The following is an 18,644-nucleotide window of genomic DNA, read 5'->3' on the forward strand; positions in this document are numbered from 1 at the left end:
TGGGATCGCGCAGATTAGGCTTCACCTTTCCTATTCAGGTTACTCATGACAATTGCTACCTCAACCAAACTTAAAATTAACTGGGTTAATACCCTCTTCTTCGCTGCGTTGCACATCGGAGCGCTATTTGCCTTGCTTCCTAGTAACTTTAGCTGGAATGCAGTTGGTGTAGGTTTATTGCTCTACTGGATAACTGGTGGTTTAGGTATTACTCTAGGTTTTCACCGCCTGGTTACCCATCGCAGTTTTCAAACTCCCAAGTGGTTGGAATATCTATTGGTGCTTTTCGGAACTCTCGCTTGCCAAGGCGGGCCAATTGAGTGGGTAGGTACACACCGTATCCATCATCTACACTCGGATACTGAACAAGACCCCCATGATTCTAATAAGGGCTTTTGGTGGAGCCATATGGGTTGGCTGATTTATCACGCACCCGCTCACGCTGAGGTTCCTCGCTTCACTAAAGACATTGCCGATGACCCAGTTTATCAGTTTTTGCAAAAATATTTTATTCTCGTCCAAGTGGCGCTAGGCTTGTTGCTCTTGGCAATTGGTGGTTGGCCGATGGTTGTTTGGGGCATTTTTGTGCGGATTGTTTGGGTTTACCACTGTACCTGGTTGGTAAATAGTGCTACACATAAATTTGGTTATCGTACTCACGAATCTGGCGATCGCTCCACTAATTGCTGGTGGGTAGCTTTACTGGTGTTTGGCGAAGGCTGGCACAATAACCACCACGCTTTCCAATACTCAGCACGTCACGGCTTGGAATGGTGGGAAATTGACATGACTTGGATGACTATTCAATTACTACAAGTGCTTGGTCTAGCTACAAATGTGAAGTTAGCAGATAAAAAGTCATAAGCCAGTAATCTACTGTCAATTGCATCTTGACATTAGGCAGTTGATAGTTTACTGAGTGGCAAAGTTTTTTTAGTAACCAAAAATATTGGTTCCCTTAACTCTTAAACAAGAGTGAGTTGGGTTACTATAATCCGAGACGTTAATGTGTATAAGCTTTACGGCAAACCACTTTGTGGTGTGTTGGTGGAAGATTTTGTTGTTTTTCAGGTTTTCATGACTACATCAATAATCAAAATTCAAAATCAAGCTAATGACCTTGGTAGCTCCAACCTGAGGCTAAAAGATATTATTAAAACCCTGCCCAAGGAGTGTTTTAAAAAGGATAAACGTAAAGCTTGGACAAATGTGGTAACTGCCGTTTTGATGGTGGCTTTAGGCTACGTCAGTCTGGCAATTTCGCCTTGGTTTCTGTTGCCATTTGCTTGGATTTTTACAGGTACAGCTTTAACAGGTTTTTTTGTCATTGCCCATGATTGCGGTCATCGTTCCTTTGCGAATCGTCGTTGGGTAAACGATTTAGTTGGGCACATTTTAATGATGCCTTTGATTTATCCATTTCATAGTTGGCGGATTAAACATAATCATCACCATAAGCATACAAATAAGCTGGAAGAGGACAATGCTTGGCATCCCATCACACCAGAAGTATTTCAAAATTGGGGGACATTCCGCCGTTCAGTCTTTGAAGGCTTTATGCGTAAACGCTTCTGGTGGGTAGGTTCCATTGGACATTGGGCAGTTGTACATTTTGATTGGCGTAATTTCAAAGCTAAAGACCAATCAAGTGTTAAGCTTTCTGTGGCTGTAGTAGTAATTTTTGCAGCCGTTGCCTTCCCACTACTCATTGCGACAACTGGTATTTGGGGATTTGTCAAATTTTGGCTTTTACCCTGGATGGTTTACCATTTTTGGATGAGTACCTTTACCCTGGTTCACCATACTGCTGCAGATGTTCCTTTTAAGGCAGCTACCAAGTGGAATGAGGCTCTAGCGCAACTATCTGGCACTATTCATTGTGATTATCCACGCTGGATAGAATTTCTCTGCCACGATATCAATGTTCATGTACCTCATCATCTTTCTACTGCAATTCCTTCCTATAATCTGCGCTTGGCTTACAAGAGCATCAAAGGAAATTGGGCAGATTATCTTCATGATGAAAGCCAATTTTCTTGGGCTTTAATGAAGGAAATTACAGGCCAATGTCAACTTTACACTCCTGATGTTGGTTATCAAACTTTTGACGATTATTACGCAGGGCGATAAATCAAAGATGAGGTATAACTTGGAAGATTATTTCGTCTTCTGGAAAGTTTTACTTTTATCTGTGTAATTTCTCCTTGTTAGTGATTTGTATTCTGGCAGATCCTACTAATGAACATTGTTCAGGACATTGCCAGAAGAAATTTTTGTGCTGATCATCGCTCAAAAATATATCTCCGAAACTGCTCATTGCAGAGGTCAAACGATTTTGGATTTTGGATTAGTTACATCCTCTATGGGTGAGACATAATCACAACAAACTAAAATACGCCAATCTAAAATTTTCGGTAACATTTCCTTGTTTACAGCAAGGCTTAGAATTTATATTCCATTGAATCCAGTGCCATCAAATAGTATCCCAGCCGACAGCGTTAAGCTACACCATACCGTTAGCTCACAATCATCTGAAGATTCGGCAAAATTACCTTTTACCCTGCAGGAATTAAAAGCTGCAATCCCACCTGAATGCTTTCAGCCAGATTTAGGTAAATCTCTGTTCTACTTTTTTCGAGACATCCTGATTATTGGTCTACTTTACGCAGTTGCTAATTATCTGGATTCTTGGTTTTTTTGGCCGATTTTTTGGCTAATGCAAGGAACAATGTTTTGGGCTTTGTTTGTAGTTGGTCATGACTGCGGACATCAATCTTTTTCTAAAAAGAAATGGCTCAATGATTTAATTGGACATCTTGCACACACACCAATACTCGTTCCTTATCACGGTTGGCGAATTAGCCACAGAACCCACCATCTCAATACCGGCAATATCGATAATGATGAAAGCTGGTATCCTGTGAGCGAATCACAATATAAAGAAATGCCGTGGGAACAAAAGATAGGGCGATATTATGTGTTTTTCTTAGCTTATCCGGTTTATCTGTTTAAGCGTTCTCCTAATAAAGAAGGTTCCCACTTCTTACCCAGCAGCTCACTTTTCAAACCTTCTGAAAAATGGGATGTGATTACCAGCACTGTACTATGGACTTGCATGGTAGCTTTGCTTGGCTTTCTGACATATCAATGGGGTTGGTTATGGTTATTGAAAAACTATGCCGCACCCTACATTGTGTTTGTAATTTGGCTAGATGTAGTGACATTCTTGCATCACACTGAGCCTGATATTCCCTGGTATCGTGGTGAAGAGTGGACTTTCCTGAAAGGTGCTATTTCTAGCATTGACCGTAATTACGGTTTAATCAATCATATCCATCACGATATCGGTACTCATGTAGCTCACCATATCTTTTTGAATATCCCTCATTACAATTTGCTGAAGGCAACCGAGGCAATTAAACCAATTATGGGGGAATATTTCCGTGAGTCTCAAGAACCCATTTGGAAGTCATTATGGCGTTCCTGTATTAGCTGTCATTTTGTGCCCGATTCTGGGGGAAAAGTTTACTACACATCTAATAGTAAATTTGCTAAACCTTCATAAATAGACAGCATTTGATGAACTGAAAAAGCATAGCTCAGAAGATAATCTTCTTACGCTTTTTCAGTTTCTATTAACTAGTGCTAGCTTCTTAATGAAGCAGCACTTTCATATTAAATTTACGTGAGTAAATCTATGACAACAGCACCAGAAACAAGAGTTACTTTTACTAAAAACTTTGGTTTTAGGAAAGAACTGAATAAACGAGTTGATGCTTATTTTAAGTCCAACAATATTTCTACCCGCGATAATCCAGCAATGTATTTCAAAACATTGACTATTGCAGTTTGGGTAATTGGAGCCTGGACATTTACACTCTTCGGCCCACCGCAAATCTGGCTGAAAGTGATTGGCTGTATTGTTTTAGGATTGGGTATTGCGGCTGTCGGATTTAGTGTCGGACATGATGCTAATCATGGCGGTTATTCGAGTAAGAAATGGGTCAATACTCTTGTGGGTTCAATATATGACGTAATTGGATTATCTAGTTATTTATGGCGATATCGGCATAATTTTCTACATCATACTTATACAAATATCTTAGGCCATGATGTGGAAATACATGGTGATGGCTTAGTGCGAATGACTCCCTATATGGAGCATAAATGGTATCACCGATTTCAACACATATTTATTTTATCTATCTATACAATCATTCCTATTTACTGGTCTTTTGCAGATATTCACATCATTCTGTTTAAGCGTAAATATCATTCCCATGTGGTTCCTACACCCAAACCGCTAGATATGCTGATCCTTTTTGGCGGTAAAATCATCTGGTTGGCACTTTTTCTCGGAATTCCCATTGCTGTAGGCTACAGTCCTATACAGGCACTTGTAGGATTTCTCATTACTTACATGACCTATGGATTTTGGATTTGCATAGTCTTTATGCTGGCTCATGTGATGGACACAGCAGAGTTTATCCAACCAGAGAGTCAACCAGAAGAAATTGATGATGAATGGGCAATTTTCCAAATTAGAACCACCGTTGATTTTGCTCCTAAAAATCACTTCTTAAATTGGTATTTAGGTGGACTGAATTACCAAGTTGTCCATCATTTATTCCCTCAAGTTTGTCATATTCACTATCCAAAAATAGCTCCTATTTTGGCAGAATTGTGTGAGGAATATGGAGTGAAATATAATGTCTGCCCAACATTTACATCAGCACTTGTATCTAATTTTCGTTGGTTGAAATATTTAGGAACTACACCAAATGCAGAATATAAAACTCCAGCTTTAGTGAATAATTAGCACGACTTAGTAAGTGTTGCGTGTAGTTTTTAAGCTGTAATATCAAACTTTTGGGGACATAGTATTACTATGTCCTTAATTTAATGTAAAAAGGGGATCGGTAATTGGTAATTGGTAATTGGAATTTATTAATAATTGTTATTTCTCCCTTTTCCTCCTCATATCCCATTCCCCAATCCCCTAAAACCTCCCATTCCCCTGCACAATATGCTTAACAGTCGTCAGAGTTTCTAGGCTAATAAATCCCCGCCGATGACCTTTTTGATTCGACATTCCTAAAAATATGGAGTCTCCCCGTGAGGGGTTGCGAGAAAAACGCGGGGAAGCATTGATGTAGGTGGAGGCGCTATTTACTCCTAAAGCAAACTGGCGACTTTCTTGATAAGATTCGGTAACAATGCAGTCCGCATGACCGCTACTGTATTGATTAATCCACGCGATCGCAGCTTCTAAGCTATCAACTAATTTAAAAGCTACTGTTTTGGTTAAATAGGCGGTTCCCCATTCGGTATCTTTCGCTAGCTGCAATTGGGGAAAGGCTTCTACTAGTTCTGCATCGCCTTTGACTTCAAAGCCTTTGTCTTTTAAGCTGTTCCACAAAACGGCTAAGGATGACGGTAAGGCTTGGCGATGAATTAAGACTTTTTCAATGGCGTTGACGGGATCTGGATCGCTTTCATGGCTATCGATAATCATCCAGCGTACCATTTCCAAGCTGCTATTGAGCGACCAGTAAAGGTAACAGTTACCCATTGCTGACTTTAACACTGGGCAAGTTGCTTGTCGCATGACTTGCTGTACCAAGGTGGAACGTCCGTAGGGAATGACTAAATTTAAGTATTGGTCTTGAACAACCAAATCCCGAACGGAAGCACCATGTTCTGTGGTAATTAGTTCTAAACAGCCTGCTGGTAGACCAACTTCAGTAATAGCACTTTGGAGAACATTGGCGATCGCTTCGTTGGAATGACTCGCCTCAGTGCTGCCTTTAAGAATAATACTATTACCAGTTTTGATACATAAACCCGCGGCGATCGCTCCTAAATCGGGGAACGCCTCATAAATAAACCCGATCACGCCTAAAGGCATTAACTGGGAGTAACTTTGAGAATCATCCTGCTGATACTCAGCGTTTCTCACCCGCCGCAGCGGATCGGATAATTCCCCCAACCGTTGTAAAATTTCCACAGTCGTTTCTAGCCTGGTGGGAGTTAATTTCAGCCAATCCAAAATCAACTCTGGCACTGCCATTTCTCGGCTTGCTTCTAGGTCTAAGGTATTAGCCTCTAGAATGTCATCAAAAGCGCGTTCTATAGCCCGCGCCATTGCCAATACAGCACGACTGCGGTCTACTCCTTTTGCGATCCCCAGCTTAAGGGAAGCTTGGTAAGCGCGTTTAGCGCTATTTATTGGTTCGGGGATATCATCCAAAACTTCAACGGTCATTGAGTTAACGTCTGTAGGTAAGCCAGACCATAAGTGCTGGCAAAATAGCCAGAAGTACCGCCACCATTGCCCAAGCAATAATGGTGGAACCATTTGCTAATCGCAGTGCTAATGGTAGCCATATAATCACTAGCACGAAAATAATGCCCAGCGCTATCGGCAGATAGCTTTCTCCCAGTTTTGGATGGACAACGTGCCAACTATTACCCATCCAGCGCCAAGCACGTTTGTAGGGGTAGGTGGTGGAAAGTTGCTCTAGGACATAAGCATCATTTTCTACCACAAAGATTTGTTGACAGCGATCGCAACCAAATGCATCTGTCAGGGTAATCGGAATTAACCGTCCTCGGCGACGGCAAGGACAGGGATATTCCGTATTGAAGTCTATTTTTTCAGGTTTTTGAGATTGCACAAGCGTTCTAATAACTTGAGCTTATTTTTTACAATAGGTGAAAACACTATGCCTCGGTCTATGCCTTGGGTAGTGGTTTTCTGATTTTTTCAGATTGATACAGATAGGAGACAAAGCCGAAATTGCAATGATTCCCCAGGATCAATGAGGCTGAATGAGGCTGTGATTACAGCCGTCTTCACGTTCGGTTTGTTAAATAAAGCTTATCTGGCTGTTGTTCCCTATGTTGAGTAATTTTTTTTAAGAGTTTTCTCGTCTGCATCTGTGGCTTAAAAAGTAATCTAGTAGTGTTTTTTAGACATTTATTGTTTTTGAATATCTGGCACCGTTTTTAGTTTAAGTGGCAATATCTCATAAAACAACCGTTCTCTGAGGTCTAGCCTAACAATAATCAGTACCAGCAAATCAAGGTTAAGTTCTTATGTCAAACGACTTACAATTTACTTGTCAGACTAATCAAGAGTCAACAGTTCAAGTTAGTCTAAAACAGGCGATTGCAAAAGCCAATGAACTTAACAGTGCTAACTCTTGGTCTAGGTAGATTTTGGCTCACTTCACAGCCACAAGGCGCTTGACACCTACACAATATCGCTATCAATCTAGCCACCCTTGATCCAGTGTAGTACAATGCACAAAAAACGAATTGACTACATATATAAAGATTAGATTAAGCCTGTATCTCACTCATCAGAGATTTACAGTCTCACTTCGTCTATTCTTAATTTTTATAAAGCGGGTAACGCGATTCGAACGCGCGACATTCACCTTGGCAAGGTGACGCTCTACCACTGAGCTATACCCGCATTGCTCAACACATTTATTATGATGTCATAAATATCTTGGTTTGTCAACCCCCTGATTGAGGTTTTGAGTCAAGGAGGGGGTGAAAGAGCAGGGGAGCAGAGGAAGCAGGGGAGCAGAGGAGGAATGCTTAATCACCTTTGTACAGACGCGATTCATCGCGTCTCTGCAACTCTTATTAGCCCAATTCTTCAGACTCAGGGGAGAAATTGCCGATGCTGGCGCTGGGGAAAGATGCTGGTAGAGATGGGCTATTACGGGCGTATGGCTCTGCGAGATTAGAGCGTAATTGCCGCATCAGGCTGGCCATTTCTAAGGCATTCATGGCGTATTCCCAGCCATGATTACTTTTTATCCCGGCTCTTTCTAAAGCTTGCTGCATGGTGTCTACTGTCAAAATGCCAAAAATTACAGGCACACCAGTTTGAAAGCTGGCGGCGGCAATGCCTTTGGCTACTTCCGAAGAGACATAATCGAAATGGGGTGTTTGCCCACGAATGACAGCGCCTAAACAAATAATGGCATCATAGCGATGAGAAAGCGCTAATTGCCGGGCGACTAATGGTACTTCAAAGCTTCCAGGAACCCAAACGTAATCAACTTGCTTACCTTGGGGGTCGGGATCTACACCGTGGCGTTTCAAGCAATCTTGACATCCCTCTAACAGCTTTACGGTAACTAGGTCATTAAATCGACCAATTACCAATGCAAACCGCAAAGGTTCTGTTTGAGTAAAAGTTCCCTCAAAAACTGCCATGACCGCCTCTTTACAAACTATACATCAAGGCTAATATACATTTCTTCTGCAAAGATAGAAGAGCAGAAGAACACAATCAGCCAAAAAGAACAAGGTGAACAAAGAAATTCACTATCATTACTTTTTAGCGTAGCTCTTCTGCTCTGGTAATATCTTTGCTATTTAACTGTGTCTCTAAGCGATCGCTTAAACTACAAAAAAGTTTAATAGCCCTACTAAAAGTACCAAAGCGATCCAAACTCCAGAACCTAGCCAGAGTAGCTTTTTAGACTCAACCCAATTTTGGGGTGTTGCATAGGCAACAGGAACGCCAATAACTAATACAAAAGACAGCAGAACCAATCCTAACAAAGCAATTTGGAATATTATGGTCATTTTTGCTTCTCCCAAGACAGCGAAATACTAAAGATAGAATATCGTACAGGGCAATACTGACATTTCCTTATTTGTTAAGCTATCAGAAATTGCGTCACTATAGTCATTAATCCCAAGTCCAAATCATGAATGTTGCTTAGTCCTTCTGGAAGTGCAAAGGACAAGGGAGATAGGGAAGACAAGGCAGAAATATTTATATTACTATGCCCTATGCCCTATGCCCTATGCCCTATGAGCAATGACTATGGACTTAATTCTTTGCCACACTACAGCTGATTTTGACGCACTGGGAGCTGCGGTAGGACTGACGCGGTTACAACCAGGTAGCAAAATTGTACTAACCGGCGGCGCTCATCCACCTGTAAGAGATTTTTTAGCGTTGCATCGAGATGAGTATCCCCTGATTGAGAGGCGTTCTGTCAATCCTGAGAAAATTCGTTCCATAACTGTAGTCGATACTCAACAGCGCGATCGCTTGGGTAAGGCTGCTGAATGGTTCGATTTACCTAATGTTCAAGATATCATTATCTACGATCATCATCTGGGACAAGATACAGATATTCCCGCCACTCACACTCATATTTCCCCAGTAGGAGCCACTACAACTTTAATGGTGGAGCAATTGCAACAACAGCAAATTTCCCTCACACCATTTGAAGCTACAGTGATGGCTTTAGGTATCCATGTTGATACAGGGTCGCTGACATACGAACAAGCTACACCACGTGATGCTTTAGCTTTGGCTTGGTTAATGCAACAGGGAGCCAGCTTGTCTGTAATTTCGACTTATCGAGACCCTGGTTTATCACCGCAATTGCAGCAGTTATTAACTAAGGCGCTGGACAACTTGGAATATCTATGCTTGCGTGGATATACGATTGCGTGGGTAATTTTAAAAACTCATGATTTTGTGCCAGGGTTATCAAGTATTGCTTCCCAACTGGTGGAGTTAACCGAAATCGACGCTTTACTACTAGCAAACGAATACCCTTTGAGCGAAGATGAATCTCGGTTAACAATAATTGGGCGATCGCAAATTCCCGAGACTAATCTCAACGAATTATTCCAACCTTTAGGCGGTGGTGGTCATTCTCAAGCAGCATCGTTGAATTTACGCGGAGTTGATTCCCAAGCTGTCCTCAAACAACTCCTAGATGAGTTTAAAGCTACTATCCCCCATCCCCTCACAGCTAGGGATTTGATGTCCTCCCCTGTCCGCACTATCCGGCCGGAAACCACAATTACGGAAGCACAGCGGATTATGTTGCGTTATGGACACTCCGGTTTATCTGTAGTCGATGCTGAAGGGCAATTATTAGGTATCATTTCCCGCAGAGATATCGATATCGCTTTACACCACGGCTTTAGTCATGCACCAGTTAAAGGCTACATGACACCCAATATCAGGAGTATTACACCTGAAACCACATTGCCACAAATTGAGGCATTGATGGTGACTTATGATATTGGACGATTACCAGTATTAGACAACGGTCAATTAGTCGGAATTGTCACCCGCACAGATGTATTGCGAGAATTACATCAAAATAGCGCCGAGTTCCGAGAAATGGATTCTCAGTCGCAATTTCCCCTCAAAACTCAAGATTTTGGACTCAGCACAGAATTAAAAAATCGCCTGACTCCCCAATTATGGCAATTACTCACCCAAGCATCTCAAGAAGCCGAAAAACGAGGTTGGCATTTGTATTTGGTTGGTGGTGCAGTCCGGGATTTACTATTAGCTGAAGGCGCAAGCAAGACATTAATGATTAAAGACATCGACTTAGTAGTTGATGGCTTCCACAAAGCCGCAGATGTGGGTGCTGGTGTCGAACTAGCCAAAGCATTACAGCAAATGCACTCAGAGGCGCGCTTAGAAATTCATGGTGCTTTTCAAACTGCGGCTTTGCTATGGCACAAACACCCAGAATTAGATTCGTTATGGGTAGATATTGCAACAGCTAGAACTGAATTCTACCCTTATCCTGCTGCGAATCCGGAGGTAGAAGCGAGTTCTATTCGCCAAGACTTATACCGCCGAGATTTTACTATCAACGCTATGGCGCTGCGGCTAACTTCTTCCCGTCTTGGTGGGAGAACACAACAAGCTGCACCCCTACTCGATTTCTTTGGTGGATTACTAGATTTACAAGCCAAGAAAATTCGGGTTTTACACGCCAACAGCTTTATCGAAGATCCTACCCGCATTTATCGCGGTGTGCGTTTTGCTGTCCGCTTTGGATTTGCAATTGAAGCACAAACAGAAGATTATATTCGCTATGCCATTAATAGCGGTGTTTACGATCGCACTGCCCAAGAGAATAGCAGAACACCAGCTTTACAAACTCGCCTCAAAACCGAATTGAAACATATTCTTGAAGCGCCTTACTGGAAACCTGCTTTACAATTACTCGATAACTTAGGCGCATTGCAGTGCATTCATCCCACTTTGAAATTAGATGAGGATATCTTACGAGAATTGCGTTTATTAGAGTTATGTTTGCGAAGATTTGACCGCCAACAAACTTTAATTCATTGGCAAATGCGTTTAGAAACTTTAATTGCTCACTTATCACCTCAATATCGAGAGAAAGTTGCAAAAAATCTGCAAATGCAAGAAGAAAGTATTAGTAGATTGAACACCTTAGCCGAGGTACAAGCTGAGGTGATAGCATCATTATCTAATTTTCAATCTCCCAGTCAGATAGTAAATTTATTGCGACAGCAGGATTTACAAACACTGATTTTAATTGCTTTGAAAAGTCCGCGAACAATCCGGCGGCAGATTTGGCATTATTTAACAGTTTGGGCTAATGTTCAACCCATTCTCAACGGTAATGATTTAAAGCAACTTGGCTACAAACCAGGCCCTCAATATCGCCAAATCCTCGACGATTTACTCACAGCAACTTTAGATGGCATAATCAACAATAAAACAGAAGCACAAGAATATTTAAGCACGCATTACCCTCAATAAATTCTCTCCTCTCTGCGTCTCTGTACCTCTGCGTGAAAAAAATTATTTTAACTTTATCTTACCGCTTTTATGCAAACACAAACACAAAAAATATTCTACACACCAGAAGAATATCTCCAACTGGAAAAAACATCGGAATTTAAAAATGAATATTGGGATGGAGAAATTGTACCAATGGCTGGCGGGACAACTAATCACAACGAAATAGCTCTAAATTTTTGCACCAATTTTAAATTTACAACGCGAGGTAAAAACTACAAAATATATATGGGTGATGTCAAATTGTCGATACCACGTTATCGCATTTACACATATCCAGATATTATGGTCATTCAAGGAGAACCAATATATGAGGGAAATGGTACTACTACAGTGACAAATCCATTATTGATTGTAGAAGTATTATCTAAATCCACAGAAAACCACGATAGAACCAATAAATTTAGATTTTATCGTTCCATCCCAACATTAAAAGAATATATTATGATTGACCAGTATGAATATCTAGTTGAGCAGTTTACTAAAAATGCTGCTAGTCAATGGGTATTAACTGAATATGAGTCTGAAGATGCAGTATTATCACTTCAGAAAATAGACTTTCAAATTCCCTTTAGTGAAATTTATGCAGGGGTGAATTTTGAAGTGGGCGAAGAATGAATTTTGGCTTGTCTTTCAATTCGCATCTGGCGCATTTTTTCTGACACCTGTTTTTTTCTCACTCTATGACCATGTTCTATCCAGTGTAATATTTTAGTGAAAGCGATCGCACTACATGAAGGACTTGAAAAAAAGGTGATCCTATTCTTAACTAGCTAGATTATATTGAAAATTCACTATTAGCATAAGACTACGCTGCATATCTAATAATCTCGACCTCTGCGCCATTATTCACAGCTATTTCTGCCCTTTCTAGGACTTGTTCAGTGATGGAATCACTTAAATAATATTCTCCGCAGTTATCACAAACTTCTGCTGGAACTTTTTTAATTACGATAATACATTCATCTCTTTCTAAGGTAACAGTTACTAAACCTGGCTTAGTTTCTCCATGCTTGCAAATGACACATCTCATGGCGATAAAACATCTATTGGATAGCATGACGGGAAAAAATTAGATTCTGACAATACATTAATCTTTACAAATAAGACTTTTTGGAGAAGTGGGATATCTGTTTAGTTACGGCTTGATTAAATATTCTTCAGAGTCACGATATTTAGTAATTAAATTACGTGTTTTTAGGGGTGAATAAAGCAGCATGGAAAGTGCGGGTAAACTGGTTCCTGTTAGTGCTAACAAAATAAATGGATTTAGAAAGCCTGCTATTATCCCAGTTCCTGCGCTAGCTCCAAATCCTAATGTTAGTAGTATTAGTACAGTTGTAAATGAGTCTTCAGCCAAATTTATAACCCAATCCACAGCATTACCCACAGCCCCACCCACAAACAAACCCACAAACAAACCCACAGTCCCACCCACATACAAACCCACAACCCCCCCAGCCCAACCCACAGCCGAACCCGCAAACGAACCCGCAAACGAACCCACACAGAAACCCACAACCGCAGCCGCCCTACCCACAGCCTCAACCACAGCCTCACCCACAGAGTTTCCTTGCTTTCGTGCGGAATAACCGCTCCCAAACACAAGCATAAGTGAGCAAATGCCGACAAACAGAATCCATCCATATCCAGCATTAGTAATAAACCAAGTCGTAGCCATAGCTACCACCACAGCCACTACAAACAACCCAATTAAACTACCAAAGGGTATCTTTCGCTTTTCAATTGGTAAAGCAGCCGTCTGCACCTTCACTGTTAAAGTGTGAGTCTGTGGATAAGCATTACTGTGCAGTATCAGTTGACGTTTATACTGCTTATCCGCCATCAATTTACTCGTATCCACCAGAACCTGACACTGAGTATGATTCCCGCTAAACTGAGCAGGTGTCACCGCAATCCAAGCATGATCGTCTGGCGTATGCGGTGGGTCATGAGGATGGGGTGCAACTTCCCATCTACCTTGTAGTAAAGTATCTGCTATGGGGTTCTCAACTGTGATACTTTGCGTTAGCTTTTCCCCTAATCGGTTCGCTTTGAACTCTAGCACTGTTTCACTAAAATCAACTCCCGCTACACGGATAACATCAATTGGTTTGAGTCCTGCTAACGCTTCTTTCGCAGTGGAAAAACGGTCTTTTTGTAGGGGTTGCACCATCTTCTCCAACCAGCCTATAAAGCTTAGACTCAGCTGAGGTAGGCGATTTTGAAACTGAATCTGATATGGATTATTGCGATCGCACAATTCACGGATTTCTGTAGATCTAATTTCTGTCAACAGACAAATCAAAGTTGCACCCAAAGCATACAAATCTGTAGCTTTGGTAGGCTCAAACATTTGCTCTGGCGGAATAAAACCCGGAGTACCTTTAAATACACTACTCCCCGCCACTTCCTGACTACCAATGCGAGCAAAACCAAAGTCTATCAAATAAACGTTGCATTCTTCATCTACTAAAATGTTTTCTGGTTTAATATCCCGATGAATCACCCCAGGTTTGAGATTTTGTAGATAGACAAGAATTTCTAAAACTTGAATAGCAATTTGCTTTATTTCTTCTAATTCAAAATGACCAATCAGTTCTGCCAAATTTTCAGCTTTGATATATTCTTGTACTAAGCAGAAGCCATCACATATACTAAAAGAATCTATGTACCTGGGAATACCAGGATGAGCTAGTTTTTCTAGCACCTCAATTTCTCGTTGATGAGCCTCAAACCCTGACCAACTAGAGCCAAATTGGGCAAAGCAAAACTGCTTCACTACCACCTGTTCTTGACTATCAATTTTTAATGCTAGCCAAGTAATTCTTCCTCCTTCCCGATTGCGCCCCAATTCTCTAATTACTTGATAGCCGTGTTCACTAAAATCTGGATAGCTAATCATAGTTCAAGGACAACAAGTATAGTAATCTATGTATGCTTTACAATCTGCAAATACACTTAGGCTATCAGGAGTAATTTAATTAATCAATAATTTTAAGAATAGTTATTGATTGCGCGAACTTTATTGTAAAATTTGTTACTTGTTGGCCCGTTTCTAGCAGATTACTCACTGCTTTCTCAAATTGAAGATTTACCCCAATCATCCAATACGGTTTAGTTAGACTTGGATGCCATGTCTAGCAAGGTAACGCAAAAGTTAAATTTTTTTAAACCCCGAAATACTATAGATGCCCTGCCTCTACAATTTGTCTTAACACTAGGTGCATGACCGAAATACTTACTCTACAGCATAAGCGGTGAATTGGCGTTTAAAAGGTGAATAAAAACCAATTACAATATCAGAATTAGGTACACCACACTCCACTAATCTTTCCGCAATCAGTTCTTCCGTACCATTATATTGAATCCATATTTTTCCATTTAAAATATCAAAATGTAGCACAGGGCCAAATACCCTTTTATCGCCATTCCAGCCAACATAAGCTAATTGATAATGGTCGTTGTCATTATCAAAAATTAATTCTGCTTTCACATCATCTGGATTAGAACTTAATTCTGAATGTTCTTGCAAAATTTGTTTAATAATTTGACGATAGCGTTCTATTTTATCCATTGCCTTATTTCCTCCTCTTTAGGGTCATAGACTATCAATTTTACTTGATAGCGCTGAAGTGAGCGTTGCACAAAAGCAAGCTGAAAAAAGTCCTGATAAGTTTCATTAGGAACAGCTAAATAAACTATTCTGTCTGGCTCATATTCTTCTAATGCTTGACAATAATTTAGATATTGTCCAAGTGCAGTATGAAATTCATTAATATCGGAACCTGTAATAAAACTCTTGATTTCAACTGCTATTTTTTCATGACCACGTTCGGCAGCAATGGCATTTTCTGCTGCTAAGTCTATTTGTACTTTTACGACTTCGCTAATGCGAACTGTTAATGGGTCATTCGTAATTATCCAACCATCTTTAATTAAGGCATTTTTTACCTGTTGATGAAAAACATCTTTAGCCATATTAAATTATGCTTTCTTTTTAGCTGCAAGCATTTGTAATACTTGAGAATGAATGCATCTATAGAAAAATATATTTCTTATTTAAGGGTTATTAAATCATCGTATTCAAAAATAATGCAGAGACGCAAAGTGAATTTTGATTTTATTCTCCGCGTCTCTGCAGCGTAAGCAATTAACTGATAGTTGATTTGGCAATTACTCCCAATTGCATCCCTGATGGGTAATTACCATCTTCTTTAATACGTTTAATTTCAGCATCGCCAATTCGCAAGTTTAACTTTTGTCCTACAGTCCGCACAATATCTCCGCGATCAATTACGCCAGCTACAGCACCAGCTGGAGACAGGACTGTAATCCGAGGTAACTTTTCAGTTTCCATTTTGTTAATTAATTCCGCTAAAGAAGTTGATTCTGCAACTGTAGGAATTTCTGTTAATGGATGCACAATGCTTTGCAGAGTTTGAGTTTCCCATTGGCTTCTTTCTACTAAGCGTAAATCGTCAATAGAAACCATTCCCCGGTAACGTCCATCAGCCGCAGCAAAATAAACTTCTGGAGCATTAGTATCTAATAGATATGCATCAGCAAAGACACGCAAAGTTTGATCAGCATCGACTACGCGGAAGTCACGCGTCATCGTATCAGCAGCTGCGAGTTTCAGCAAGGTTTCTTGTAAAGTGGTGACGCTATCATAGCTGTTGGCGTTGCGAATTCCAAACCAACCCAACAACACAATCCACAAACCTAAAGCTATTTCCCTAGTAAAAAAGTCTATAGCAAATCCCAGAGCGATCGCACTATAACCCAAAATCTGCCCAGCCCTAGCTGCTAAATGTACAGCTTGAAAGCGGTTACCTGTAAACTGCCATAGTGCTGCTTTTAATACTTGCCCTCCATCTAAGGGTAAGCCGGGAATTAAGTTAAATAAAGCCACAACTAAGTTAATTCTGGCCAAATCATTGACCATTTCACCCAGAGGATTAGTATCAGGTAACACATAACCCAATAGACGCAGCATAAAAAATAGAGCAATACTCACTAAAGGCCCTGCGATCGCAACTTGAAATGCTTTACCTGGAGTTTTCGATTCTTCCTCAATCGCCGCAATCCCACCAAACAAAAATAAGGTGATGGAATTTACTTTAATCCCTTGCGATCGCGCTACTAAGCTGTGACCTAATTCGTGTAACAAAACCGAACCAAATAACAGCAGCGCCATGACTATGCCTGCACTCCACGCTACTGTATTCCCCCATTCTTGGTAGGCTACGCCAAAGTTGAGAGTTGCTAACCCTAAAATTACGAACCACAGAGGATCTAAAAATAGTGGAATCCCAAATAAAGAACCAATTCTCCAATTTGTTTGCATGACATCTTCCTAAAAGTAGATATTTGCTGTAGTAGATGATATAAATAATTCAAGTGTTCTTTTATACTATGAAGTGTGCCTATGGCGAACCTTGTGCCCCACAACTGTGACGATGCTCTAATTTCTAGAATAGACAATTAATCTTATTTAATCACGCAAAGAAAATAAAATTCTCATTTCCAATCTATAAGCCTTTTAATCATAAATATGGTGCAATGCAGCCTTAATCATTGAGCATACCTGTATTGCAATAATTATGCGTTCAAGACATAAGAGAAAGTGGAAATGAAGCAAGAAAGCTTTTTAAACGCTTGTATAATGTTCACAAATAAGCATTTACCCTCAATAAAAATAGACTTTTAGAGCCTATTCCTGCAAGTATTTTTCTGCTTTCAGAATTAGTCATCTATAAACATTGAGGTGGCAATTTTTACAGTCAATTAAGATCAGAGACTGCCAACGGAAAAAAATATACAATCACACCCTTGAGCAGGAGAAGCTGGGGAGGAAGAATTTTATGATGATCTTTGCTCTCACTCATTGCATAATTGATTTTCTGGAACTCCCGAAAATAATATGTTGAAAGTACTGAAGCAGTATTTTATTAAGTGAAATAAATTAGTGTCAAATAGGAAAACCCTAAATTTTGATGTAGTTCTTACTTAATAGATTTTTATTTTTGTTACTCTCACTAATAAATGAAAAGCGTATATACTATTTTTATTTAATTTTTGAAAGTCAAAGTAAATTTGTCAGTTCTTCTTTCTTATTCTTTATTCCCTACTTTAATTAATCATTTCCCAACTTCTGCAAGCTTTGCTATATATCAATTATTTATCTTTGTACATAGCTGAACTATTGTATAAGCAAGATTATGGTAGGGTGAGTTTAACGCTGGACTTAGTAATACTAGATTACCTGAGATAAACAGTATGCTTTTACCAGTTTTTTACATGGCAAGCATTGATGATATAGACACTGCAAATCTTTCTCGCGGTGAAATACAAGTGCGGAATATTGCTAAAAATATCTCTTTAATTCCGACTTTCGTTATATATGCGCTCTTTTTACCGTTGCTAATGATTTTATATTACTGCTACGAACCTGGGAAAGAAAAAATTCATGGCTTTATCTTTACTTTTATGATTAAGCCAATTCGCTGGTTCTCATATCAAATAGTTTATTTGATTTGTGATTTTTTCCGAAGGCTGAATAAATAAGCAGGATTAACTGCGGACAAGAACATGGAATACAACTTACTTATTTGTGTCTTCATGCCTTTGCGATTCAAGATTTTTACACAAAGGCACAAAGGCACAAATTTATGTTTAACTCAAGTGAATATAAAGCTGAATAGATTTTCAGCCTTAGAACTTACAAGAGATATGTAGTTAAGAACCTTGATGAATCAAAACTACAGACGACCGATGTTAGTCAATCCCAACACAATGCCCACACCGATAATGTGACCAAAAGCCATTGCTGCAAGGAAGGTAGTACCGCTAACGGGAAGACCAGGTAATTTAGGGCCTACATTAGGATATTCAATTCTGGTAGACAGCAAAAGTGCTACGACACTGCTGAGACTGATGATAATGGCCACGGTTGGATTCCATGCAGGTGTTGCAGGAACGGATGTTGCTGCTAATAAGAGGGATGACATCAATT

At 40.1% G+C, this 18,644-nt stretch carries 16 protein-coding genes and 1 tRNA gene; 6 read left to right on the plus strand and 11 right to left on the minus strand.

Annotated elements, in window-relative coordinates; all coding sequences use genetic code 11:
• The first annotated feature begins 45 nt into the window (after nt 1-45).
• The 4 genes from AACU25_RS02350 to AACU25_RS02365 all read left to right on the plus strand — a co-directional run bounded on the left by AACU25_RS02350 (nt 46) and on the right by AACU25_RS02365 (nt 4,819).
• Nucleotides 46-864 (plus strand): acyl-CoA desaturase, encoded by an 819-nt coding sequence (locus AACU25_RS02350; RefSeq protein WP_096573744.1) that lies wholly within the window; start codon nt 46-48, stop codon nt 862-864.
• Between the two features lie 213 nt (nt 865-1,077).
• The gene (locus AACU25_RS02355; protein WP_096583433.1) at nt 1,078-2,130 is read left to right on the plus strand and encodes a fatty acid desaturase; all 1,053 of its coding nucleotides are present in this window, start codon (nt 1,078-1,080) and stop codon (nt 2,128-2,130) included.
• 337 nt (nt 2,131-2,467) lie between these two features.
• A complete protein-coding gene (locus AACU25_RS02360; RefSeq protein WP_422641094.1) occupies nt 2,468-3,565 on the plus strand; it encodes a fatty acid desaturase in 1,098 nt (365 codons plus the stop codon).
• 132 nt (nt 3,566-3,697) lie between these two features.
• Nucleotides 3,698-4,819, plus strand: a complete 1,122-nt coding sequence (locus AACU25_RS02365) for a fatty acid desaturase family protein (RefSeq protein WP_096573745.1) — start codon at nt 3,698-3,700, stop codon at nt 4,817-4,819.
• A 180-nt stretch (nt 4,820-4,999) separates the two neighbouring features.
• On the opposite strand, the gene AACU25_RS02370 is transcribed toward AACU25_RS02365, so the two are convergent.
• From AACU25_RS02370 to psbZ, 5 genes are all read right to left on the minus strand, one after another.
• Complete coding sequence (locus tag AACU25_RS02370; protein WP_096573746.1) at nt 5,000-6,265, minus strand: glutamate-5-semialdehyde dehydrogenase; 1,266 nt, start codon at nt 6,263-6,265, stop codon at nt 5,000-5,002.
• Nucleotides 6,266-6,269: 4 nt separating this feature from the next.
• On the minus strand, nt 6,270-6,677 hold the full coding sequence (locus AACU25_RS02375; RefSeq protein WP_045871917.1) for a hypothetical protein: 408 nt from the start codon (nt 6,675-6,677) through the stop codon (nt 6,270-6,272).
• Nucleotides 6,678-7,408: 731 nt separating this feature from the next.
• Nucleotides 7,409-7,480 (minus strand) — tRNA-Gly (locus tag AACU25_RS02380).
• 176 nt (nt 7,481-7,656) lie between these two features.
• On the minus strand, nt 7,657-8,235 hold the full coding sequence (gene ribH / locus AACU25_RS02385; protein ID WP_045871918.1) for a 6,7-dimethyl-8-ribityllumazine synthase: 579 nt from the start codon (nt 8,233-8,235) through the stop codon (nt 7,657-7,659).
• Between the two features lie 186 nt (nt 8,236-8,421).
• Entirely contained in the window at nt 8,422-8,610 is a 189-nt protein-coding gene (gene psbZ, locus AACU25_RS02390) for a photosystem II reaction center protein PsbZ (protein WP_045871919.1), read from the minus strand.
• A gap of 244 nt (nt 8,611-8,854) precedes the next feature.
• Between psbZ and AACU25_RS02395 the strand changes: the two genes are divergently transcribed.
• Both AACU25_RS02395 and AACU25_RS02400 read left to right on the plus strand, forming a co-directional pair.
• Nucleotides 8,855-11,587, plus strand: coding sequence for a CBS domain-containing protein (locus tag AACU25_RS02395; protein WP_096573747.1), 2,733 nt, complete (start codon nt 8,855-8,857; stop codon nt 11,585-11,587).
• A gap of 69 nt (nt 11,588-11,656) precedes the next feature.
• Entirely contained in the window at nt 11,657-12,244 is a 588-nt protein-coding gene (locus AACU25_RS02400) for a Uma2 family endonuclease (protein WP_096573748.1), read from the plus strand.
• Nucleotides 12,245-12,434: 190 nt separating this feature from the next.
• Here the strand turns inward: AACU25_RS02400 and AACU25_RS02405 are convergent, their stop codons facing one another.
• The 6 genes from AACU25_RS02405 to psaK form a co-directional block, all read right to left on the minus strand.
• Entirely contained in the window at nt 12,435-12,659 is a 225-nt protein-coding gene (locus AACU25_RS02405) for a YgiT-type zinc finger protein (protein ID WP_096573749.1), read from the minus strand.
• A gap of 105 nt (nt 12,660-12,764) precedes the next feature.
• A complete protein-coding gene (locus AACU25_RS02410; RefSeq protein WP_190445558.1) occupies nt 12,765-14,531 on the minus strand; it encodes a serine/threonine protein kinase in 1,767 nt (588 codons plus the stop codon).
• A 336-nt stretch (nt 14,532-14,867) separates the two neighbouring features.
• Entirely contained in the window at nt 14,868-15,203 is a 336-nt protein-coding gene (locus AACU25_RS02415; protein WP_096573750.1) for a XisI protein, read from the minus strand.
• A complete protein-coding gene (locus tag AACU25_RS02420; protein WP_096573751.1) occupies nt 15,191-15,607 on the minus strand; it encodes a XisH family protein in 417 nt (138 codons plus the stop codon). The genes AACU25_RS02415 and AACU25_RS02420 overlap by 13 nt, the downstream gene beginning before the upstream one ends.
• A gap of 172 nt (nt 15,608-15,779) precedes the next feature.
• Complete coding sequence (locus AACU25_RS02425; protein WP_096573752.1) at nt 15,780-16,976, minus strand: site-2 protease family protein; 1,197 nt, start codon at nt 16,974-16,976, stop codon at nt 15,780-15,782.
• A 1,414-nt stretch (nt 16,977-18,390) separates the two neighbouring features.
• Nucleotides 18,391-18,639 carry a photosystem I reaction center subunit PsaK gene (psaK, locus tag AACU25_RS02430; RefSeq protein ID WP_096573754.1) on the minus strand — a complete coding sequence of 83 codons (249 nt, stop codon included), beginning with the start codon at nt 18,637-18,639 and terminating at the stop codon, nt 18,391-18,393.
• Nucleotides 18,640-18,644 lie beyond the last annotated feature (5 nt).

It is taken from the genome of Tolypothrix tenuis PCC 7101, from assembly GCF_963874875.1.
In the GTDB taxonomy this organism is placed as follows: domain Bacteria; phylum Cyanobacteriota; class Cyanobacteriia; order Cyanobacteriales; family Nostocaceae; genus Aulosira; species Aulosira tenue.

Coding starts and splice junctions, on each gene's coding strand:
- AACU25_RS02350 (WP_096573744.1), top strand. CDS start 46: ATGACAATTGCTACCTCAACCAAACTTAAAATTAACTGGGTTAATACC.
- AACU25_RS02355 (WP_096583433.1), top strand. CDS start 1,078: ATGACTACATCAATAATCAAAATTCAAAATCAAGCTAATGACCTTGGT.
- AACU25_RS02365 (WP_096573745.1), top strand. CDS start 3,698: ATGACAACAGCACCAGAAACAAGAGTTACTTTTACTAAAAACTTTGGT.
- AACU25_RS02370 (WP_096573746.1), bottom strand. CDS start 6,265: ATGACCGTTGAAGTTTTGGATGATATCCCCGAACCAATAAATAGCGCT.
- ribH (WP_045871918.1), bottom strand. CDS start 8,235: ATGGCAGTTTTTGAGGGAACTTTTACTCAAACAGAACCTTTGCGGTTT.
- psbZ (WP_045871919.1), bottom strand. CDS start 8,610: ATGACCATAATATTCCAAATTGCTTTGTTAGGATTGGTTCTGCTGTCT.
- AACU25_RS02395 (WP_096573747.1), top strand. CDS start 8,855: ATGGACTTAATTCTTTGCCACACTACAGCTGATTTTGACGCACTGGGA.
- AACU25_RS02400 (WP_096573748.1), top strand. CDS start 11,657: ATGCAAACACAAACACAAAAAATATTCTACACACCAGAAGAATATCTC.
- AACU25_RS02405 (WP_096573749.1), bottom strand. CDS start 12,659: ATGAGATGTGTCATTTGCAAGCATGGAGAAACTAAGCCAGGTTTAGTA.
- AACU25_RS02410 (WP_190445558.1), bottom strand. CDS start 14,531: ATGATTAGCTATCCAGATTTTAGTGAACACGGCTATCAAGTAATTAGA.
- AACU25_RS02415 (WP_096573750.1), bottom strand. CDS start 15,203: ATGGATAAAATAGAACGCTATCGTCAAATTATTAAACAAATTTTGCAA.
- AACU25_RS02420 (WP_096573751.1), bottom strand. CDS start 15,607: ATGGCTAAAGATGTTTTTCATCAACAGGTAAAAAATGCCTTAATTAAA.
- AACU25_RS02425 (WP_096573752.1), bottom strand. CDS start 16,976: ATGCAAACAAATTGGAGAATTGGTTCTTTATTTGGGATTCCACTATTT.
- psaK (WP_096573754.1), bottom strand. CDS start 18,639: ATGTCATCCCTCTTATTAGCAGCAACATCCGTTCCTGCAACACCTGCA.